18 protein-coding genes are annotated in these 23020 nt (G+C 42.6%); 5 read left to right on the top strand and 13 right to left on the bottom strand.

Going from position 1 to position 23020, the window contains the following annotated elements; translation table 11 throughout:
* Positions 1-29: 29 nt before the first annotated feature.
* From DR864_RS23260 to DR864_RS23245, 4 genes are all read right to left on the bottom strand, one after another.
* Positions 30-2159, bottom strand: coding sequence for a xanthine dehydrogenase family protein molybdopterin-binding subunit (locus DR864_RS23260; RefSeq protein WP_114069209.1), 2130 nt, complete (start codon positions 2157-2159; stop codon positions 30-32).
* A 9-nt stretch (positions 2160-2168) separates the two neighbouring features.
* Complete coding sequence (locus DR864_RS23255) at positions 2169-2630, bottom strand: (2Fe-2S)-binding protein (protein WP_114069208.1); 462 nt, start codon at positions 2628-2630, stop codon at positions 2169-2171.
* 81 nt (positions 2631-2711) lie between these two features.
* Positions 2712-5165, bottom strand: a complete 2454-nt coding sequence (locus DR864_RS23250) for a glycoside hydrolase family 2 TIM barrel-domain containing protein (protein ID WP_114069207.1) — start codon at positions 5163-5165, stop codon at positions 2712-2714.
* Positions 5166-5217: 52 nt separating this feature from the next.
* Positions 5218-5607 carry a hypothetical protein gene (locus DR864_RS23245; RefSeq protein WP_114070444.1) on the bottom strand — a complete coding sequence of 130 codons (390 nt, stop codon included), beginning with the start codon at positions 5605-5607 and terminating at the stop codon, positions 5218-5220.
* 187 nt (positions 5608-5794) lie between these two features.
* On the opposite strand from DR864_RS23245, the gene DR864_RS23240 reads away from it, so the two are divergent.
* Positions 5795-6538 (top strand): NUDIX hydrolase, encoded by a 744-nt coding sequence (locus DR864_RS23240; RefSeq protein ID WP_229599457.1) that lies wholly within the window; start codon positions 5795-5797, stop codon positions 6536-6538.
* 1 nt (position 6539) lies between these two features.
* On the opposite strand, the gene DR864_RS23235 is transcribed toward DR864_RS23240, so the two are convergent.
* Entirely contained in the window at positions 6540-7541 is a 1002-nt protein-coding gene (locus tag DR864_RS23235; protein WP_114069206.1) for an NADP-dependent oxidoreductase, read from the bottom strand.
* Entirely contained in the window at positions 7538-8344 is an 807-nt protein-coding gene (locus tag DR864_RS23230) for an SDR family NAD(P)-dependent oxidoreductase (RefSeq protein ID WP_114069205.1), read from the bottom strand. Before DR864_RS23230 ends, DR864_RS23235 begins: the two co-directional genes overlap by 4 nt.
* A 101-nt stretch (positions 8345-8445) precedes the next feature.
* Here DR864_RS23230 and DR864_RS23225 point away from each other — a divergent pair, with 101 nt between their 5' ends.
* Complete coding sequence (locus DR864_RS23225; RefSeq protein ID WP_114069204.1) at positions 8446-8859, top strand: winged helix-turn-helix transcriptional regulator; 414 nt, start codon at positions 8446-8448, stop codon at positions 8857-8859.
* Positions 8860-8870: 11 nt separating this feature from the next.
* Here DR864_RS23225 and DR864_RS23220 read toward each other — a convergent pair whose 3' ends face one another.
* From DR864_RS23220 to DR864_RS23205, 4 genes are all read right to left on the bottom strand, one after another.
* On the bottom strand, positions 8871-9680 hold the full coding sequence (locus DR864_RS23220) for an SDR family NAD(P)-dependent oxidoreductase (RefSeq protein WP_114070442.1): 810 nt from the start codon (positions 9678-9680) through the stop codon (positions 8871-8873).
* A gap of 113 nt (positions 9681-9793) precedes the next feature.
* Complete coding sequence (locus DR864_RS23215; protein ID WP_114069203.1) at positions 9794-10174, bottom strand: hypothetical protein; 381 nt, start codon at positions 10172-10174, stop codon at positions 9794-9796.
* Positions 10175-10270: 96 nt separating this feature from the next.
* Positions 10271-12487: a PKD domain-containing protein gene (locus tag DR864_RS23210; RefSeq protein ID WP_205319154.1), complete on the bottom strand. Its 2217-nt coding sequence runs from the start codon at positions 12485-12487 to the stop codon at positions 10271-10273.
* Between the two features lie 42 nt (positions 12488-12529).
* Positions 12530-14038: a hypothetical protein gene (locus tag DR864_RS23205; RefSeq protein WP_162794065.1), complete on the bottom strand. Its 1509-nt coding sequence runs from the start codon at positions 14036-14038 to the stop codon at positions 12530-12532.
* 259 nt (positions 14039-14297) lie between these two features.
* Here DR864_RS23205 and DR864_RS23200 point away from each other — a divergent pair, with 259 nt between their 5' ends.
* On the top strand, positions 14298-15023 hold the full coding sequence (locus DR864_RS23200; protein WP_114069201.1) for an NUDIX hydrolase: 726 nt from the start codon (positions 14298-14300) through the stop codon (positions 15021-15023).
* A 237-nt stretch (positions 15024-15260) separates the two neighbouring features.
* The gene (locus tag DR864_RS23195; protein ID WP_114069200.1) at positions 15261-16064 is read left to right on the top strand and encodes an FRG domain-containing protein; all 804 of its coding nucleotides are present in this window, start codon (positions 15261-15263) and stop codon (positions 16062-16064) included.
* 143 nt (positions 16065-16207) lie between these two features.
* Here the strand turns inward: DR864_RS23195 and DR864_RS23190 are convergent, their stop codons facing one another.
* Both DR864_RS23190 and DR864_RS23180 read right to left on the bottom strand, forming a co-directional pair.
* Positions 16208-17440 (bottom strand): multidrug effflux MFS transporter, encoded by a 1233-nt coding sequence (locus DR864_RS23190; protein WP_114069199.1) that lies wholly within the window; start codon positions 17438-17440, stop codon positions 16208-16210.
* Positions 17441-17766: 326 nt separating this feature from the next.
* On the bottom strand, positions 17767-18528 hold the full coding sequence (locus DR864_RS23180) for a hypothetical protein (RefSeq protein WP_114069197.1): 762 nt from the start codon (positions 18526-18528) through the stop codon (positions 17767-17769).
* A 194-nt stretch (positions 18529-18722) separates the two neighbouring features.
* Between DR864_RS23180 and DR864_RS23175 the strand changes: the two genes are divergently transcribed.
* Positions 18723-19622 (top strand): helix-turn-helix domain-containing protein, encoded by a 900-nt coding sequence (locus DR864_RS23175; RefSeq protein WP_114069196.1) that lies wholly within the window; start codon positions 18723-18725, stop codon positions 19620-19622.
* A gap of 57 nt (positions 19623-19679) precedes the next feature.
* Here the strand turns inward: DR864_RS23175 and DR864_RS23170 are convergent, their stop codons facing one another.
* Positions 19680-22964, bottom strand: coding sequence for a glycosyl hydrolase (locus DR864_RS23170; RefSeq protein WP_114070440.1), 3285 nt, complete (start codon positions 22962-22964; stop codon positions 19680-19682).
* Between the last annotated feature and the right edge of the window lie 56 nt (positions 22965-23020).

Here is a 23020-nt window from a genome sequence, read left to right as displayed (position 1 = left end):
CACCAACTTCGGCAGAAACTCTAACTACTTTACCCAAACTTCACCCCTTTCATAGTCTCTTCCTGCATAAAGGGTTGATTGTAAAGTCGTTTTCCCGTGGCTTTAAAGAAGGCATTGGCCAAAGCTGCCGCTGCCGGAGGAAGGGCCGGCTCTCCGAGGCCCGTTGGATTGATGGCGCTGTCTACAAAATACACCTCTACGTCTGGGATTTCTTTCATCCGTATCAATCGATAGGTATCAAAGTTCTTTTGGTCGGGTACGCCATCTTTGAGGGTTACTTCGCCGTACAACGCGTGTCCCAAGCCGTCGATGATGCCGCCCTTTACCTGTTGGTAGGCACCGCTTAGGTTGACAACCACGCCGCAATCTACCGCCGCCACCATTTTAAGCAATACCGGGTGTCCATTCTGCATTTCAATCTCAGCCACCTGGGCGATGTATGAGCCGTGCGAAAAATAGGCACTAAATCCTTGGAATACCTTTTTATTTTTACCCCAACCCGCTTTTTCTGCCACCAACTCAATGACACCTTTCATGCGGTCAATGTCATATTTTACGGCTCCTACGGGCGATTTCTTGGCTTTGTCAAGATATGCCAATCGGTATTCGATGGGGTCGCGGTTGGCGGCGGTGGCTATTTCGTCAAAAAAAGATTGCTCGGCAAATCCCAGAAAATTCTCAGAAGGTGCCCGCCACGGACTCGTCGTCACCGGAGATTTATGATCAATGGAATCTACCAGAAAATTAGGCACGGCTCCCGCCGGAAAATGATCGGGGCGCGTGCTGTTGCCAGAGTTGACGCCTACCCCGCGCATTCTGTACCCGATCCAATTCCCGTCGGCATCCAATGCCGCTTGAAAACGATAAAGCATCGCCGGACGATATTGCCCGCCTCGCATATCATCTTCCCGCGTCCACATCACTTTGACGGGGGCTTTCAAGAGGCTCGACAGCTCGGCCGCTTCCATCGAATAGTCGGAGCGCTGCCTACGTCCAAAGCCGCCGCCCATGCGCGTCATTTCTAGCGTGACTTTCTCAATGTCAACGCCCAATAATTTGGCGACATTTTTTCGGGTATCTTCGGGCAATTGGGCCGGGCCAATCAACTCCACGCCATCGTTGCGCACGTGCGCGAAAAAGTTCATCGGCTCCATGCAGGCGTGGGACAAAAAAGGCGCTTGGTATTCACGCGTGATTACCTTGGCGGCAGTTTTAAAAACAGCATCCACATCGCCGTCTTTGCGCAAGGGTTTTACGTCTGTTTTGTCCAGCAGTTGTTTCATCAAACGGTCGTGGTCGGTCGTACTTTCCACCGCACCGTCTGGCTCATATTCCACTTTCAGTAACTTCCGAGCTTTGGTTACCTGCCACGTAGATTTGCCCAAAACCGCCACCTTGTCTTTAAAAACAACTACCTCCACAATGCCAGGCATGGCCTTGGCAGCGGCCACATCCGCTGATTTTATTTTTGTACCAAACGGAGGACGTTCAATCATGGCCAACAACATTCCTTCTCGGTAGATGTCCAAACCATAGAGGGGCTTCCCCGTAATCATCTCGGCGTTATCGACGTTGTGAATGGGTTTCCCAATGAGTTTATAGTCTTTTTTATCTTTGAATTTTACCTCGGTCGGCACGGGCAAAGTTGCCGCTTCTATGGCCAATGCACCGTAATTGAGTTTACGCCCGCTTTCTTTGTGCCACACGAATCCGTTTTCGGTGGTCAACATTGCAGAAGAAACATTCCAACGTTTAGCGGCGGCCTCCATCAGCATGAGCCGAGCGGTAGCGCCAGCTTTGCGAAGACGGTCCCACGAATGCTGCATGGCACCACTTCCGGCCGTGGCCTGACGGTTGAATTTTTGCGTATCCAAATTGGCCTGTACCACTTTCACGTTCTTCCAATCAGCATCCAGTTCTTCCGCCACAATCATCGGAAAAGATGTTTTGATATTTTGCCCCACCTCAGGATTGGGTGACAAAATGGTAATTACATTATCGGGAGAAATAGAAAGATAGCTGTTAAACGCCACCTCCCCTGGAGCACTGCCAGTGAGCCGAGCCGCCAGCGCGTCGTTCCAGCGAAAGCTCAGCAAAAACCCGCCTCCCGCCATGGCCGAGGCTTTTATAAAATCTCTTCTGGTTGATTTTGCAGACATGATGAGTGGTTATTTGCGTTTTGTGGCGGCAAGGGCTACGGCTTCACGGATACGGTGATAGGTTCCGCAACGGCAAATGTTGCCGTTCATGGCCTCTTCGATTTGTTCGGAAGAAGGTTTGGGATTTTTACTGAGAAATGCCGACGCAGTCATCATTTGACCCGCTTGGCAATACCCGCACTGAGGAACGTCCAGTTCAGACCAAGCTTTCTGCACGGGATGCTCTCCATTGGCCGACAATCCTTCGATGGTGGTGATTTTCTTGGTGCCAATTGCCGACACGGGCAACACGCAGGAGCGTACAGCCGCACCATTCAAATGCACAGTACAAGCGCCGCATTGGGCAATGCCGCAACCATACTTGGTACCTACCAAGCCTAGATTGTCGCGGAGCACCCACAACAACGGAGTGTCTTCTTCGACATCCACACGGTAGTTTTTGTTATTGATTTGTAAGGTGTAGTTAGCCATTTTACGGTCACATTCACGGTTTGACTTTGATTTATAAAAAAGCCAATCAACCGAAAGATATACCGTATAAGCTAAATATCCTTAACGGGTTTCAATCGTTAAAAACCCATCTTTTAATCCTTCTGCTTTAGCGTTCAACATCATTTTCCCCGTTTTTTCGGTCGGGCGAACAATAACCAAGCCTTTGCCTTGATATACTTTTTTTTCTGGTTTCTGGAAGCTCGACATATCTCGTGGATTGCCATTGCCTACGCCTGCAATACTTCCATTACCTGTAATTTGATATTTAATCAAAACCTCATCCATGTTTGGTACAACATTTCCTGCCTCATCCACAATTTCTACATTGATATAAGCCAAGTCATTTCTGTTGGCTTTAATAGTCTGTCTATCGGCTTTTAAGCGAATTGCAACTGGTTTGCCAGCCGTTGTGAGGGTTTCTGAAGCGACTTCTTTATCCCCATCATAACAACGCGCCACTAATTTTCCAGCGATGTAAGGCACGCTAAATGTGCCAATAATTGACCCTTTTTCAAGATTTTGTTCGGCAATCTGTTTACCATTCAATTCCAATTTCACTTTCTGGCATCTTGTAAAAACCCTCACTTGTAAAGAGTCATTTTCGTGCCTTGGCCAAGTCCAGCTTTTCATCTCATCAGGAAAATCATAAAAACCAGTAATTTCCCTTTTTCCTTCAGGAATTGGACGATGAACAAGAACCTCCATGGGACTTCTACGCCACACCACATCTAAATAATAAGACGCGGATTTCTTATTGCCAATTAAATCTAACTCGCCCGTGTAAGCATTAAAAATCGGCCATTCGGGTGCCATGAAAGTTTCTTGAAATCCGCCATTTTTATCACTTTTGTTCTTCAACCTTGACAAACCAAGTCCTGCTTCGCCCAAATAGTCAATCGCTGACCAGCTAAACATACCAATCACATACGAATTTTTCTCTACGGCATTCCAATTTTCGAGGGCTTTGGGCGGAAAATACTCCGTGGCAACCATGAGCCTATCGGGATATTTTTTGTGGTCGCTTTCATAATATTGACTGGCGTAATTATACCCTCCCACGTCTAAGCTGGCAAAAGCGGGGTCGGTAACATCCCATTTTTTTCTGGCAATCAATGGAAGGTGAAAAGGAATAGCGTTTGAAACAGGTCTTGAACTGTCTAAATTACGGACAAAATCCGCTAACATCTTTGAAGTTTTGTGGCCAGTACTATCAATAATTTCGGGGATTTCGTTTCCGATACTCCACATAATTACTGAAGGATGGTTGAAGTCTTTTTGAATGATGGAAGTTAAATCTTTTTGCCACCAATCTTTAAAATAATCAGCGTAATCGTCGGGGGTTTTGTTGCGCTCCCACATATCAAAAGCCTCATTCATCACCAGCATACCGAGGCGGTCGCAGGCATCTAAAAGCTCCGCAGAAAAAGGATTATGCGCAAATCGAACGGCATTGTAACCATTCTTTTTGAGCAATTCTATTTTTCTTTCTTCGGCTCTATCAATAGCAACCGCTCCCAAAGGGCCATTGTCGTGGTGGATACAACCGCCTTTGAGTTTAACGTTTTTTCCGTTTAAAGTAAAACCCGTTTTTGCGTCGAAATGGATACTTCTTACCCCAAAATTTTGGGTATATTCATCAATTACTTTCCCATTTTGTTTGAGAATGATTTTGGCTTTGTACAAATGAGGGCTTTCAATGTCCCAAAGTTTCGGATTCTTCAAAACAATCATTTGCTCGGCCTTGTTTTTGCCAGAAACATCCGTTGTTTTTGAGCTAACCAATTTATTTTCAACTGAATACAAATCCGTTGTAAGTGAAATATTTTGAGCAGAATTTTCAATTTTTGTAGCAATATGAATATCAGCCGATTGCTCCGAAACCTTGCTTGAAACTATTTGTACTCCCCAATTTTCGATATGCACAGCATTAACCACACTCAACCACACATGGCGGTAAATACCCGAGCCTGCGTACCAACGAGAATTATCACCTTCATTTTTCACTTGAACGGCTATTACATTTTCTTTTCCGATAGGATTCAAATGAGCGGTCAAATCATAAATGAATGACGTATAACCATTGGGGTGATTGCCTAAATGATGGCCGTTGAGCCAAACATCAGAATTCATATACACGCCATCAAATTGGATAAAAACCTTTTTGTTTGCGGTAGTTTTGTCCATCACAAAAGTCTTACGATACCAGGCCGTCCCGCCCACCGTAAAGGCAGTCGCATTTTTACCTACAGCTTTTTTGTAGAAGGGACCTAGACTGGATGGTCCTACGATGCTATCGGATGGATTTTCAGCTAAATCTTCGATACTCCAATCGTGCGGAATGTCTAATTTTCGCCAATCAGCATCATTGAAATTAGCGGCTTTTGCATCAATTTCTTTGCCTTTTTTGAATTTCCAATTGAAATCAAAAGATTGATTTCGACCTACTTTTATTTGAGAAAAAGCAGATTGAAAATACACCAAATAGCTGATTATGAACAAAATACAATTTCTCATTTTGTTTTATTTTTTGCCACGAATGCACAAATGATTCGTGGCAAAATTTCAATTATTTCACTCTTTTTGCCTTCACATCAAACATATTCATCATTGAACCTTTCAGATTTTCATCATCTACTTTTTCTAACAAAACATTCACATCATAATCTTGAATAGTAAAGTAAAGGGTAATTTTTCCATCGGCTTCTTCAATGTTTGAAATCTTAATTTCTTCCTTTTGATCGCTCGTTTTGGGGATAATTGTCCCTGTCAATTTTCCCTCTTTTCGAACCAAAACAGTAGTTAGCGCAGCATCACCGTTGGGTGTGCCAATGATTAACATTTCCCATTTTCCAGTATAAATGTCATTGGTTGGGACAGCTGGGATTGCGGTTTGTGAAAAACCTTGGAGTGCGATTCCGAAGAATGCTAAGAAAATAACGATGCTTGCTTTTTTCATTTGTTTTTGCGTTTGGTGCGTCAACACGCCGTCGCCACGTTTGTTTTATAATTTAAAACAAAGGTAGGAAGAAATTTTTATTGTCTAAAAAAATAGACAATAAAAATTTCCACTATTATATCTTTGAATATTTATAACTGACAAATGGCATTTTTTAAGGATGAGGAGTACCTTTGCCAAAACCATTATGATAGGATTCCTGATGAATTTATTCGCTAACCAAGACTATATATCCCAGCTTGCGATTGACTGTGTGATATTTGGCTATCAAGAAAGAGAGCTTAAAGTATTAATTACGAAGTTGAATTTCAAAGGAGACTTTTATTCGCTACCAAGCGGATTTATTCTCCAAAAAGAAGGGATTGATGAGGCGGCACATCGGATTCTGGAAGAACGAACGGGCATTTCAAACATATTTTTAACCCATTTCAAGAACTTTGGTCAGGCAAATAGGACTAACAAAAAATTCTTAGAACACGTGATTGAACTGAACCAAGAGCGTTTTGTTGGCGATGTTACCCTATCAAAGGCAGATTTCGAATGGCTCACAGCCCGATTTATTTCTTTAGGCTACTACGCATTGGTGGATATTAACAAAGTCACGCCCATCAAAACCGCCTTAGACGAGTCTATGGAGTGGTACAACATACATGAGCTACCCACCATGATGATGGATCATCATGAAATGATTGAAAAAGCCCTCGAATCTTTACGATTAAACTTAGATACAAACATAATAGTCCTAAACCTGCTTCCCGAAACGTTTACTATGAAAGAGGTGCAAGACTTGTACGAAACTATTTTTGAAGAGACCTACGCCCGAAACAATTTTCAAAAGAAGATTTTGGATTTGAATGTTTTAGAACGATTAGAAAAGAAATTTACAGGAGCCCAGAACAAAGCTCCCTATTTGTATCGGTTTAGAAGGTGATTTATTTTACCTTAATAACTACCTTCCCTTTGGCACGCCCCGACTCAACATAAGCCATTGCCTCATTGGTTTGCTCGAATGGGAAAATTTTATCAACAATTGGACGGATTTTTCCTGCTTCTATTAAAGCAGTAATTTCACTCAACTGCTTTCCTTCTGCCCTCATAAACAAGAAGTTATAATCAATATGTAGCTTGTTTGCCTTCTTCTTGATACCGAAACTAAGTAAACGCATCAGCATTTTGAAAAACCAAGACAAACCTGCTTCGTTGGCAAATTCGACATCGGGCGGCCCAGAAATTGAAATGACTTTCCCACTTGGTTTTAAGACTTTCAAGGATTTTTCTAGGGTTTTGGTATCTTGGCTATTCAACACAAAATCATACTCTTTTAATAGCGTTTCAAAATCTTGTGTTTTATAGTCAATCACCACATCAGCACCCAATTTTTTTACCAAATCAATGTTTGCTGCACTGGTTGTTGTTGCTACAAAGGCCCCCAAATGTTTTGCCAACTGAATAGCGAAGGTACCTACCCCCCCCGAACCTGCTTGTATGAATACTTTTTGCCCTTTTTTCAATTTCATTTTTTCAACAAGCGCCTGCCAGGCAGTCAAACCAACTAATGGAATAGAGGCAGCTTCTTCCATTGTCAGGTTTTTAGGTTTCAGAGCCAAATCACGCTCATTGACGGCAATGTATTCTGCAAAAGTGCCGATATGAAAGTCGGCAGGTCGTGCATATACTTCATCGCCAACCTTAAATTTGTTTGCTTTTGAGCCAACTTTTGTAACAATACCTGCCACATCATGCCCTAATGTAAAGGGCGATTTATAAGGCAGCAAAAATTTGAACTCACCACTTCTTATTTTAGCATCCAATAAATTTACCCCCGTTGAATATACCTCAACCATTACTTCACTCTCTTTTAAAGTAGGTTCATCTATTTCGGTTAAGTGCAATATCTCTTTTTTTCCGTAACGGTTTACTGTAAATGCTTTCATTTTTGGGACTTGTTAATACTTTTAATGATTGAGTTTTCAAATGTTTTGTAGGCAAAATGCTGAATCGCCAGAAAAACCGATGCCCCTTTACCCACAGGGTGACTGAATTTGGGATTTTTATCTTCCACCAATTTTATGAGCGTATCAATAACAGGTATTGGTTCGGGGGCATTTTCAAATAAATTCTTTGCGAATGCTGATATTTTATTACGATAAATATTGTAATCTTCTATTTTTCCTGCCACTGCTACCGAACCACTTAAAAGATTGGTTTTGAATGCCATGGGTTCAACCATTGCCACTTTGATATTGAACTCATTTAATTCAAATCTCAACGCTTTAAAATATCCCTCTAAGGCGTGTTTTGAAGCACCATAATAAGCTGCATTGGGAAAATTGAGTAAACCCATAATTGAACCAATGGTTATTATTTTACCAAATCTTTGCTTTCTAAAAGTCGGCAACAATTCATTGGTAAGTTTTATCGTCCCCCAAAAATTGGTTTCAAATTGTTGTTTTCCTTGCTCAATGGTCGTTTCTTCGGCAAGACCAGACAAGTAAAATCCCGCATTGTTTATCAATACATCTAACTGCTTGATTTCGCCAAAAAGTTGTTTGCTAAATGACTTTACAGAATTATCATCGGCAATATCTAATGCCAATAATTTGAACGGCACAAGGCTTTGGTATTTTTCGGGGTTGCGACTTGTTCCAATGACATTGTAGCCTCTTTCGTGTAACTTCGTGGCTACCAGCAAACCAAAACCTGATGATGCACCTGTGATTAAAATATTTTGTTTCATTTTGATTTCGTAAAATATTAGTATGTAAATTTGCTTGCATTTTGCAAGTGCAAATGCAAATCAAATCGCTTTCATTTTGCAAGTAATTTCAAAACTATTTTATGAAAGAATCAAAAAAAAGGTCGGAATGCCCCATTAGTAGCTCGCTTGATATTTGGGGCGACAAGTGGTCTTTGTTGATAATCAGAGATTTAATGACAGCAAAAGCCTGTACTTATGGCGATTTTTTAAAGTCGGGCGAGAAAATAGCGACCAATATTTTAGCTGCCAGATTGCAAGCATTGGAAGAAAACGGACTAATCTTAAAATTGGAGCATCCTCAGAGCAAGGCCAAAGTGCTGTATAAATTGACCCAAAAAGGGATTGATTTATTGCCCATCATGGTAGAAATCAACTTGTGGGCCGATAAGTATTTTACAATACCCGAGGATAGAAAACCTATGATAGCATTGATAAAAGAAGACAAAGCCAAGTTTATAGAAATTGGCTTGGCAGCATTGAAGGATGGAGGATAAAAAACAGTGTACTACCTATTGGTTACCATTTTCTTCATCATTTTCCCAATGAAATTGGTGGCAAATCGGGGGTTGACTCGGTAGAGGATGTCGAGCATCATGGCGTCTTTGCCTACCATCGCACGGTATTTATTGCTTTCCATTGCCTTGATGATGATTTCGGCCGCTCGTGGGGCCGGCAAAGCCATTTTTGACTGTTGGGCATTGGCATCTGCTTGGGGCTTCCCAAGTCCCGAATTTTCGGTAATGTTGGTCGCAATCGCCCCCGGGTGGACGACAGTTACGTGTACGTTGGTGTCTTTTAACTCGGCATAAAGCCCTTCGGTGAGGAGTTTCACGGCGGCTTTGGCTGCTCCGTAAATGGTTTGTCCAGGAAAAGGAATAAACCCACCCATGCTCGAAATATTCACAATATGGGCTTCGGGACGCACCAAAAAATGCGGCAAAAAGGCTTTGGTCAGGTAGAGTGTGCCGAAGAAATTGACATTCATCACTCGGTAGATGTCTTCGATGGCCAAGTCATTGACGTGTATAAACTTCTGAATAATTCCTGCGTTGTTGATGATGCCGTCCACGGAGCCAAAATGCGTTATCACTTCATTGGGCAACGCATCGGCTTTTGTTTTGTCAGAAATATCCAGCACAAAACCTTTGAATCGGTCGTCACCCACACCTGCCAATTTTTGGGTTTCGGTCAACGTATTTTGATGAATATCAATGCCCGCTACGTTGGCATTTTTCTTCAATAATTGGAGGGTCAATTCACGCCCAATACCGCTTCCTGCGCCTGTTACGACGATGACCTTATTGCTTGCTTGCATGATTTTGGATTTTGTAATCACGATGTTCACTAAGTAGAGGACAAAGTTCTCAAAGCTTTATTCTTTGCGTACTTTGTGCCTTTCTTAGTGTTCTTTGTGGTAAAAATTTTAAATTATTCTTTCACACGTTTGGCCGTTGCGGTAAAGTCCATCAACGTACCTTTGAGGTTGTTGTCATCTACTTTGGTTAGGTCAATCGAAATTTCCCCTCCCTGCGAAGACTCAAAATATATTTTCAAGGTTTTGTCAGTTTCTTCAATTTTAGTGATGGGGCGTTTTTCTGCGTTAGGCTCTCCCGCTCTGGCCAAATCTCCCGTTAGTTTGCCGTCTTTGCGCACAAGATTTGTCGCAAACTTTACATCCCCCATGGGCGTTCCTTCCAATGCAATTTCCCATTTCCCAGCAAAAAAATCCGGGGCAGATGCCGTTTGGGAAAATCCTTTTGTCAGTACTCCTAAGAAAAGGGCGATAAAAAACAGACTTGCTTTTTTCATTGTGTTTGCGTTTGTACGTCGCCACGGTTGTTTAGAAATAAAAAATAAATCACAAGAATCTATAAATCAGAAAACAGATGTATCGGCCAAACTGATTTACTCCACCACTACCCGCACTCTATCCAAGTTTGGAATGCGAGCAAAAGGCGTTTTGGCATCTCCATTGCGTTGGGAGGCCACTCTCAATGTGGGAAAGTAAGTACCTGATTTGGTAAACTTATAGGTCATTTTCAAGGTAGCACGGCCTGTTTTCTCATCAAAAACAATCTTTTCGGATTTGATTGGAAAACTGTCTTTTCCTTCAAAATCCCATTCGGCTGCCACAATTTTGCCTGTGTGCAGCGGCACTTCTACTACCGCTTCAAACGATGCCGTTTGCCCCGCTTTCGTATTTGCTTTCTTTTCACCATTAATCGTCAGGTTTACAACGGGTTGGATGCCTCTACGCTCAGAGGCGGTGGTTGGTACAACTACTTGACCATCTTCGATTTTGTAATTTGTGGATGCAGCTGGTATAATTCCTTTTTCGCACCACGCACTCAAATCTCTGAGGGCTTGCTGTAAAACGCCGAGGTAACTTACGGTGCGAGTAGGGTATTCTTGCTTTGATAAATCTCCGTGTAAAGCGCGGTCGGTGTACCAGAGCCTAAAATTTTCATCGGTTTTATCGCCCAAATGGGATTTTACTTTTTCCCGATAAAAATCACCTTGCCATGCAAACGCCTCCCTGTCCCACAATGAACACAGCACAATCATTTTTCCTTTGAAATTACCCGTAGGTAAAACCCCTGCCGCGCCTCTAGTAAACAGTGGCCCTAGTAGGAGGGATCTTTGCGGGTATTTGGGGTTGCCGTTGGCATCTCGCCAATAATCCCAAACTTTGTATTCTCTGCCGGGCACTTGGTGGCGGTGATAGGTTTGAACCGCCAAGAAATTAGAATTATCAATGAACACCTCATCCCCCACTTTGATTTTGGCTAAAACCGACAGGTCAACGGGGCCAAAAACTATTTTATCGCCCAAAATAGTAGCTAATTGCAGGGTCTTGCCTGCCGCTGCTCCAGTTTTGATGACAAGGTCGCCACCCATGAAATTGACATCGGGCAAAATATCTTCAATTTGGAAAGCCACGGGCATTTTTCCCTCAACACCACCCATACTTTTCCAAGCCAAATCTGCCGAGCCTCTTTCGCCCGCCGTTTCAGGTTCTTTCAAGCCCAACTTTACGGCTTCGTCAATGGTAATACCCGCTTTTATTTTACTTACTTTTTGAAGGCGAGCTTTCAGAAGCGACTCCGTAGGGTTTGCGCCCAAATAACCCTCTACTCTCCAAAAATCTTCAAAAAACTTGGCATCGGCCATTCTCATGCCTTGGTATAGAGCTATGAAACCGTGGATTCCCATGGTTTTGTAGCCAAACCACGACTGCGCCGGAAAACCCAATTTGGTCGCTTCTCTCAATGCTTCTTTTTCTTCTTCGTTTAAGCCCGCGTACATATCGCCGCTACCGCCTGCGTCAAGTGCGTCAATAATTTGGGGGAGTTTTTTATCTAAAATCCGCATAGCGTTCATTCTGACGGCAAAAACATTTGGAATGGCCATCGGAGACCCCAATACGTAAGGTACTACTCCATCCCAAACGCCATCGGTATTTTCGATACTACCGATAGTCCTATACGCGCCACCACTACCGCCAAAAGCGTAGCCGTAAGTACGATGTTTCCCAAAAATTTCAGAAGCGACGATTTTAGAAAAAGAAGCGGTGGCAGCATTGGCTCTGAACGCACCAATCGTAGGGTCGGAATTGAAACTTGGCTTTGAAAAATCTACTTTCCCACCGCCGTTGGTTTCGACAAAATACGCACCGCTGCTGATAGAGAAACTGATTTTGTCTTCTTCTCCCGTTGCTCCTTGCGACAAAAATTCATTGTCAGGAAATGGCGTAATGTACTGAAAAAAACGCCCTTGATAGTGTGATTTTTCGGGAAAATATAAAGAAAAACGAGTTTCTGTACCCGCAAAACCTCCATGTAAATACCGGTGGCGGACAGGCTTTTCTCGCCATTCGTCAATGTCAATGTAAGGAGCTTTGAAAATGGTGTCTTTGGTAATAAACTTTTGGGCAAGTTGTTGGCTTTGCTGTGGCAGTATATTTTGGGCTTGGCAGTATCCTGCCCAAAAAAACAGCCATCCATAAAATCCAATTGAAAATTGTAGGCCCTTTTTTTTCATCATCTTTTGAATTTTAGCAGCGGGGCGCACAGATTTAAAATAATCCGTAAAAATCTGTGTTACTTTATGTATCTGTATCATCCGTGGGCTACTGTTTATGGTAGTAAATTATAGTTCATTTTCTTACTCAAACGTCAAAAACATGATGCTATGAGCAGGCAATTCGACATTGCCTTTCTTCACATTTCTGCCCGTAATAGCGGGTATTTCATCACCGTTTAGTCGTAATTCGACACCATTTAGCTTCACTTTTTTGGTCATCAATTCATCGGCCGTAAGTGTGTATTGCTTTGCCCCTGCTGGAATCTCTACTGAAGATGCTTTGGCGTTGGTGTTCAAAATCAACACGGCTTTACCCTTCTTTTTACCTTTTAGATCATGCACAAAAATATCTACCCCTGCCTCTGTGTTCGCTGACTCATATACGTCAGTCCCCATCAACTTGCCCCACAGCAACGCCGCCCAATAATTAGGACGAGGGTTGTGCGTATCGTGGTCGAGCAAGGCGTATTCGCTGCGAGCGAGGGTATTGTGCATCACCACCTGAACCCCTTTTTTGGCCAATCGACCCAACTGTTCTAAGTATCGGAAGCTATCAAGGTAGGTAGCGGCCCAAGGATTGCCCCCACAAGCGGCTTCGGCGGTCTCGGTGAGCCAGATGGGCGCATTGGGCACGTATTTATCACGGGCATTTTGGTAAAATTCCAGTCCTTTTTCGGTCCTGCTCAGCCATTCGGCAGAGAGGGCATTTTCGGGCTTTTGTCCACCCATACAACGCCTTGACACCGTGCCATAATAGTGGTACGTAAATACTTCAAAAGTGGGTTTGGGGGTGGCCGACAATAGCTCATCCACCGATAGGTCCAACCCCGAGGGGAGTATGCCTTCGCCCGTAGAGCCCGGGCCAATGATTTTCATTTTAGGGGCGGCTTCGGCGGCAAAAGCGCTAAAAGCCGCAAAGTCTTTCGCAAATCGTGCACCGTTGTAGCCTTTGGGCGCATCGCCATGAGAGGCGTGTGAAGGTTCGTTGAACAGTTCTGCCGCTGCTATTTCTCCTCCTACTGCACGCGTGTACTCAAGAATGGATTTTACTTGGGTTGGGGTCCAATTGCCCTCTTTATCGAACATCCCATCGCTGATGGGAAAAGAAGTGACCAATTTTCCATCCACTGCCTTGCAAAAATCTATCACCCCTTTCCACTGCTTACGAGTAAGAATATTCTTAAAACCCGCAGGTGGGCTGGCTAACTTGGCCTCCACATTGTCTTGAAAATAGACGGCATTAGCCCACGTACCGCTTACCCTCACATACGTTGGCCCTAAGGCAGCTGCCAGATTACGTAGCTTTTGCTGTGACAAATTGATGGGCTCGATTTTCCATTTGAGGGCATCAATTCCCTTTTTATTAGAATGTTTTCTTACCGAGTCTATTAACTCATAAGGAATCCAAAAATCGCCGCCAATCACCTCACACATCTCCACGTTAAATGATTGATACCGTTCGTCAACCTTTCCAATCAGGCCCATTTGCGTCAGATTGAGTTTGTTTTGCGCAAAAGTTTCTCGTACAAAACCAGACAAAGGGAAATAAGCAAGAAAAGTTACCAAAAGATAAAATTGTATTTTTCTCATCGCCATAAAGGATAATGCTTACACAAAAGGCTGATTATTAGTGATTGACAAGACAAAGGTAAACAAAGTTTTATTATTGTATATTTTTTATACAATAATTTTTATCTAATTATATACCTTTGCAATGCAATTATAATTGAGGCTGTTTTTCCTTCATTGATTGGGCAATTTTATAAAACACCACAAATCGTAGATTCAGCGTGGCTAAATGCGCAAATTTGCACACCAGGACAGACCATTGTAGTTATAATATCCATTTATGAAGAATCCAAGTCAACAAAACTATATTTCCCAAGTCTCAATTGATTGCGTAATTTTTGGCTACCATGAGCGACAACTCAAAGTCCTGATTCCCAAAATAAATTTCAAGGGTGACTTTTGGGCGCTACCGAGTGGGTTCGTGTATCAAGACGAAGACATAGACCAGGCCGCCGAGCGCATTTTGCGCGACCGCACCGGCATCCAAGATATTTATTTGGAGCAATTTCGGGTGTTTGGCAAAGCAAGTAGAACCAATAAGCCCTTTCTTGATGAATTGATTGCCTTCAACTTCGATAAATTAAATGTAAAAAATGAAGCTCAACAAGACTATGATTGGTTTACAAAGCGGTTTATTTCGATAGGGTACTATGCATTGGTGGACATCAACAAGGTTGTACCACAAAAAACAGATTTGGATGAATCAATCGAATGGTACAGCATTCATGAGTTACCAAGGATGATTATGGACCACAGCGACATCGTCGATGAAGCCCTAAAAACGCTACAAAGCCACCTCGACGAAAAGATAAATGCGTTTAATCTCCTCCCTGACACGTTTACAATGAAGGAAGTGCAAGAATTGTACGAGACGATTTTTGATAAGACTTTTGTTCGTACCAATTTTCAAAAGATGATTCTGGATATGAACGTGCTCGAACGCCTCGAAAAGAAGTTTACGGGAGCCGCCAACAAAGCGCCGTATCTGTATCGGTTTAAGAAATAACCCGTAACTAGCGACGTAGCAGTATTTGCCTTTGCAGGTGTTTTTTCACTTGCAAAAATGGTTGGCGGTGATAACACAACCAACGGAGTAATAAAAAGCCAATGAACCGAGAGATATTCCGTAGAGGCCAAATACCCTTATCCGAGATAAAAAAAGTTGGTGCAGGCACGCATCTCGACATAAGACATCATAAATTGCATTGATATCCTTTTCTTTCACCATTAACTAAATTCAAGTATGCATACTTGGCCTGAGATTAGAATTACCCGCTGGGAAGACTATGTAAAAACCATTGAACATTTAAATTTAGAGAAAGAGTGGCTATCTCATTGGGTATTCCGTGGGCAAACCAATTCAAATTGGACTCTCAAGCCCTCCATCCTTCGACTTTTAGAAAGCCATCAAATTGACCGCCAATTAGGTATAAAGTTTGAAATGACTACGTTACGAGAATTTCAAACTAAAGCCCATCTTTATGAAGATTTTAAGATTAAAGAATTTAAGACTGGAAAACTACGACTCACTCTCACATTAATGCAGCATTATGGAGTCCCCACAAGACTTCTTGATTGGACAACATCTCCTTACATTGCTTTATATTTTGCCGTTAATAGTGATTTTAATAATGATGGAGCCGTGTTTTTATTCAATCAAACTAAAATGAATAACATTATAAAAGAGGAACGCTATAAAGAGGATGAATATTTGCTTTCAGAAGAGGAGGAAAGCAATTATATAAATACTTTTTTGTCCAGCTTCGAATCAAGACGACTAAATTCACAACAAGGTCTTTTTAGTATCGCTGCAAATATTGATAAAGACCACGAAAGACTTATTAGTAACGCTTTGAGTAAATTTAACACTGAAACAGAATCACTATTCTGTAAAATAATCATTGATAAAAATTTAAAAATTGAATTTCTTTCGCGCCTTAGAACAATGAATGCCAAAGCCGACCAAATATATCCCGACTTATACGGTTTTTGTACCTCAATTAAAGATTTGTTAGAAATTAGAGGCTGGATAAAAAATCACAAATAACTTTTTGGGGATACAATCGACAAATAAATGAATCCAGAAGAGTATAAACAATGGCGGGGAGGAGGGCGTGAAACCGCCAACAAAGCACCCTATTTGTATCGATTTAAAAGATAACCCGTAACTGGCGACGTAGTAGTATAATCTTAACTACTCAACGCTTGTTTATTTTTACTTCTGATAATCCAACGCCCAACCCCAAAAATTGTCAAACCAGTCAGGGCACAGCCCGCCATCACGCCAGTCATGGGCAAGCTGGTTCCGTTGCTCAATACGCTCACCAGCGCCGCTGCCAGCGAGGCAAGCCCCATTTGCAAAGCACCTAACAGGGCGGATGCTCTACCTGCTTCTTTTGAAAATGGGGCCAAAGAAAGCGCGGAGGAATTGGGAAAACTAAACCCTTGACAACAAAGAAACAAAAAGATGAGTGAGATGGAATTGTATAAATTGAGCCAGTTGAAAAAGCTCAGCGTACATAAGATGAGACCCAATGTGGTTTGAATCAACAAAGCGGTCTTAATAATCTGCTCAGAGTAGTATCTGCGAAGTAATAAATTATTGAGTTGACTACTAAGAATCAGTCCCCCTGCCAGTAAGCCAAATATCCAACCGTATTGCTGTTCGGTTACTTTAAAAATCTTCATAAACACAAAAGGTGACCCCGACAAATAGGCGTACACCCCACCCGCTACCATTGACCCAGCAACCGCATACGTAAAAAACTGGGGGTTGGTGAAAATATTTACAAAACTTGGAATAATGTGCTTTGGCAGTAGCGAAACAGAAGCGTCAGGTTTTTTACTTTCGGCCAAAACAAACACTACCGCCAATAATAACAATAATCCGATAACACCTTGCAACCAAAACACCGAATGCCAACCCCACGCGCTAATCATATAACTCCCAACGGTGGGTGCAATGATGGGTGATACCCCAAGGATTAAGATTAGCGTAGAAAATATTTTGACACTTTCCTGGATGGGAAAACTATCTCTCACGATGGCTCTAGGGGCCACCATGCCCACACAACCACCCAAAGCTTGTAAGAAGCGTAATGCAATCAGCATTTCGATTGAAGTAGCCACGGCACAACCTATCGATGCAAAAAAGTAAATGACCAATCCGATGGTTAAAGGCGTTTTACGTCCAAAACGGTCGAGCAAGGGGCCGTAGATTAATTGGCCTACCGAGATACCGATAAAAAAACTGGATAATGAGTAAGAGACATCTTCTACCGTGACCTTCAAATCGGCCGCTATACTCGGAAAGCCCGACAAATAGGTATCAATCGAAAACGGGCCAATGGCTGAAAGTAAGCCCAAAATCAAAATTAACAATGAACGTTTATTTTGATTAACTGCCGTTGCCTCTATGTTCATCCAAGGTTGTATTAAGTGAATTTTTCAAAAAGACGAAAGTGACTAGGCTTTTTGAAACTTGGCTTTCTTGATAAGTTCCTAATCTGCCACCGTATATGGTAAACCAAGCCAGCCTTAAAATGGTGCCCTTTACCTTTACAGGTATTTCCAAATGCAAAATTTATTCGCCGCTAAAGTACTACCGAAAACCCAGCTTTCACTCCACAAAATTAGGAAATTGGTTCGCTTTCCTGTGAACACTTTTCAAAGCAATAATTACGAAAATCAAACAATTAACTTGCTGGTTATGAAAAACACTAACGGCGGCAGAAACGTACTCAATGCCATTATTTTGTTTTATAATATTGGTTATTGATGTTATAAACCAACCCAACGCTCCACAAAAAGTCTTTTCCCTTAATTTCAGAATTGATAGTTTTACTGATATTGGCCGAAACAGAAACAGGAAAATGAGTCTTTGCCAAGCCTAAACTTGCATTGAAGTACGTCCCTGCGGCTTGGTCCTGTTTTAAGTAATAGAACTGCGGAACCAACGAAAGATTGAGTTGATTCGTTAGTTTAAGATTTGAAATGATTGCCTTTAGTGCCACAAAATGACCGTATTGAATTAAATCTTTGGTCAATCCATGCGAACCTAAATAATACAATCCCAACCCTACCTTTTTGTTCAAACGGTAAGTTGGGCTAGCTTCCCAAGCTACATATCGTTGGGTGGTCGTCAATTCTTTGCTGATGCCATTGACAGTAGCGGTTTCGGCCCTAAACAAAAATGCAGGGTGAGCACCTATCCCCATCGAGAATTTTTTGCTGGCAATCAACTTGTACCTAAACCAAAAAACAAACGTCCACGGTTTTCCATCTAAGCCAAAACGAAACATAGGATCGAAGCTGAGGCGTCCTTTTCCCATCGACAAATCAAACAAAGCCGCAGGCTTGTTTAAAGAGAAATTTGGTATGAGCGAAATCCCATTATTGGTAGCGGTGATTTGGCCGCTAAAAAAACTCGGCGTTTGGGTAGTGTCTACCATTTGGGCAAAGGCCAAATAAGGGGAAAATAGAATACCAAACAGAAGAAGTGTCTTTCTCATTATTTTAAATATTGGCCGTTTACGCCACTCATTTTTAATTGATTATCAATATATTATAGACAAAGTTCTTTCTATTTTTTGGTTAGGCTATTACCCGTATTACGGTATCATTTACCATTTTTACTGATTTAGAAATCCTACCCAAAAAGCATTGGGTATTTATCGTATTTTTGAATCAATAGCATTTAGAAATCATGGATAAAATCGAAAAACTAGCAAGCATCACGCAGTTTAATGCGCGTAGAGGACAAGAAACTTTGCACCCTTTAGTAAGTGTACTTGACCAATCAAAATCGGTGAAAATTCAGGCCAATAAATATCTTTCAGAGATCTATGTCATTTTTTTGAAAGATGTAAAATGCGAAGAAATGGCCTACGGACGCAATCAGTACGATTATCAAGATGAGACGTTGATTTTCATTGCTCCCGGGCAGGTTTTTGGGTTTAATTTACCTGACGAAATACTGGTACAACCCAGCGGTTGGGCGTTGGTATTTCATCCTGACTTTATTCGTGGCACATCCTTGGGTAGAACAATCAAGGAATACGGGTTTTTCTCCTACGATGTCAACGAAGCACTGCACATTTCGGAGCGTGAACGGCAGATTGTTTTGGAATGCTTCAACAAAATAAAAGAAGAGTTAGAACGCGGCATCGACAAGCACAGTAAAACACTGATAGTCAGCAATATTGAGTTATTCCTCAACTACTGCGTCCGTTTCTTTGACCGTCAGTTTATTACCCGAGAAAATATAAACAAAGATATTTTAGCACGATTTGAAAACCTGCTCAATACATATTTTGAATCTAATCAGCCCCAAATTGCAGGGTTGCCATCGGTAGCCTATTGTGCCGAAAAACTGAATTTATCAGCCAACTATTTTGGCGATTTGGTAAAGAAAGAAACGGGCAAATCTGCCGTAGAATACATACAAGCCAAAGTGATTGACCTAGCCCAAGAAAAGATTTTTGATACCAACAAATCCATCAGCGAAATTGCCTACGAAATAGGCTACAAATACCCCCAGCATTTTACGAGGCTTTTTAAGCAGCGCGTGGGAATATCGCCATTGGAATATCGATTACGCAAGTAATAATCACGGATATTTTATGCCTTTGCAGATAGAAAACACCTGCAAAGGCATAAAATATTACTTTACAATTTTCACCTTGACCTCACCAATGATTCCCGAAGGAACCAACGGTGAATCTTTGCGATAAAAAGGCATCGTCGTAAAAGTTGTTTTTTGTTTAACATCAGGCTGGGCATCCCCAACGAGTCGGTTTACCCAAGTGTTTGTGACGTTGACCCGAATGGCATTATCACCGGCTTTTACCGCCTCGGTAATATCCAACTTAAACGGCGTTTTCCACGCAGTACCCACATTTTTGCCATTTACAACCACTTCGGCTATGTTTTTGACGTTGCCTAAATCAATAACATACTTAGCGGATTTGTCAACGGAAGTTACTTTGAAAGTATTTTCATAACTCGCTGTTCCAGAGAAATATTTTACATCGACATCGGTATTCTCTGCCCAAGAAGTAAGCTTATCAAAAGTCACATTCTTATCATTAAAACTTACTTTCCAAGGGCTTGAAATCGGGGTCAATGTCGTTTCTGTGGTGGCAGGTTTAGTATAACTATTGGCCGTTGTCTTGTCTTTAAAAATGATAAAGAAAGCATCCCAAGATTCAAAGTTTAGCGGAACAATGGTACGGCCTTCTTTGAGTTGATAACTTACTTTTTCGGTTTTGCCAGTTTGGGCATTCCACAGTTCGGGTACTTTGCCCGCTACTCGAAAACTCACTTCGGCCGAGGTGGCGTTTGCACTGCGGTTGTTGAGCCAATAAATATCTTGGTCGGCCGCCTGACGGTGACGATAGAGAATCTTGTTTTGCGCTTTACTAATCATCACGTCCTCACTCACATTTTGTGCCTTCAATGCCTCTGCCATTGAGCCTTTCAAGACGTTAGAACTACCCCAAATCTCGTTAACGATGGTTTGAAACTCGGTCACATTGTCGCCTAAACTGGGTGATTGTTCGGGCTTTGTACCCGCTATCTTAGCGCCTGCTTTTACCAAATCACGTAGTTTTTTCAACACAGGCAAGGTCATGTATTTGGCGGTTTCGTCCAGCACCAACAAACTGTACGTATTGCCACTTTGCGCAACCAATTTCCCATCTTTTACATGAATGGCGTTGATGAGGGCCGATGAATTGACAAAATCATACTCATAACCCGACGGAACAGCGGGGAGCTTTTCGCGACTAATCCACGTGATGTTGTTGTTTTCACCATAGTAGTACAACACATCGGCGATATTTCGGCCTTGTTGTAACAAATAGCAACTACGTCCCAAATACGACATCCAGGCCTTACCTCCTACTTCCGCCCAGGTTTCTTGACGCGTGAAATACTGACCAAAGGGCCCGAGTGAAAAGCCAGGTTTTTTATCATCAAGTGGCTGATGCACCGATGTATGAATCACAAAACGGTTCAGGCCCGAAGCCATCTCTAAATCGGCCGTACGTTTGAGGCGTTCGGGATATTCCTGAAAAGGTTTGCCTACAGAAGTCATAGATTCGGCGGCCACAAACGGCTTTCCGTAAATATTGGCCACCGATGCTGATTCCCTGATGTCAGCTTCGCTACGCACTTCTTCGTCGGCACCGCCAGCTAAACTACCCGGTGTCCACATCGCCGACATCGGAATCTCGGAGTTGCGTTTCACATCCATGCCATCGGCCAAATAAATACGTCCACCTTCGTGCGATTCCGTGTAGCGTTTCATACCCCTTTTGTTCAACTCTTCGCCAATGACATCATAGTGATTTTCGGCAATGAGTTCACCAATGGTTTTTCTAAAATCCCACAAAAACTTTTCGCTGGCGTCTTCACTTTTGACGACTCTCCCCGTAAGTACGGGCATCCAAGGCACGATATTATAACCACGCCTTTTCTGAAATTCTTCAGGAAATGCTTTGGTCCAGTTCATGTGGCCAGCCTCATAGCTATCCAACACCATGTATTGCAAGCCTTTAGCCCCCATCATACCGCCAGTGGCATCTTTATACATATCCAGATAGGTATTGATGTATTTTCTGACGGCTTCTTTATCCAATTTATCCACTTCTAGGCCCGTTGCTTCAGGCGAGGCGGGGTGGTTTTGACGGCCCGTAAGTGAATACCCCAAACGGAGCACCGTCCAAGTTCCTGCGGGGGCAGTCCAGTTCAATGTACCATCCGCACTCATTTTTGAGGTTAAGTCCACTACATCTTCGGTAGGAATGGCATCAGCTGAGGCACCAGTACCCATTTTTCCATTTTCTCGCCACGGCGAAAACCCTGCTTTGTCTTCTACTTGGTCAATTCGGTCGGTATTGTAGAGCACAAATTCGGCCACATGTACGCCGTCTGATTTGGTGGGAGCACTGGCGTTGCCCATTAGGCCCCCAAAAGGATTTCCCGCGGGCGGGAGTGTTTTTATCGCGATTCGCCAATATTTGGCCGTTGTAGGCGCAAATGCTACCGTATTGAAAGGTACGGTACTTCCCGACACTTTGGCAATTTCTCGAAAATTGACCCCATCGTCACTTACTTTCAAACTGCGGTTTTCGGGGTTTCCTCTAAATTCGCTCAATGCACCTTCTATCGCGCCGGCTATCGCAAATGCCTTAAAGGTTTGGGGCGTATCAAATTCGTACTGAATCCACATATCTTGACCTACTTCCATCGGAGGAACAAATTCTGCTTTGGCCAAATCACCATCACTTAGGTCTTTAAGGCTAAAATTCCCACCGCTTGAAGTGACTTTAGGATTCAGGTCGGCAAATGGCTTATCTGCTTTGGACAAACGATACGCAATCACCAAGGCATCTTGGTAAAAGTTAGGCTTTTCGCCCACAAATCCCCCCGTAAGCCCTCCCGAACCAATCAGTACATTCTGAAACTTCCCTATTACGTCGGCAGGTCGGGGCAATTTTCCCGAAAAAGTTTTTCCGCCTTCTACGCGTGTTTCCGTCCAAACGTACTTTTTCATGGCATCTTTGGGTTCAACCCAAGGGCCACCCGTTACACTCCAGCCCGGCGAACCCGCAATGGCCATTTCAAGCCCTTTTTGATCGGCCGTTTGGGTCATAAATTTGAAGGCATCTTTCCAGTCGGGCGTCATAAAAACCAATTTTTTGGGCACGACAACGGGCGTAAAAAGGTTGGCATCAAAATTCTGAAAACCACCAATCCCCACGCGGCTCATCCATTCCAAGTCTTTTTGGATGCCTTCTTTGGTGATATTGCCGTTCATCCAATGCCACCAAACCCGTGGTTTTGCCGAGCTTGGAGGAGTTTGAAACTCCGTTTTGTCTTGGGCATAGCCCCCTAAGCTCAATAGCGCAAGCAGGGCTACAATTGGTTTTTTATTTTTTTTCATTTCAGTTTTAAGCGTTGAAATTTGCCCTTTCAGGTGTTTTTCACTTAAAAAATAAA

Origin of the sequence: Runella rosea (assembly GCF_003325355.1) — a bacterium.
GTDB classification, from domain to species: Bacteria; Bacteroidota; Bacteroidia; order Cytophagales; family Spirosomataceae; genus Runella; species Runella rosea.
This window is presented reverse-complemented; position numbering and strand designations above follow the sequence as displayed.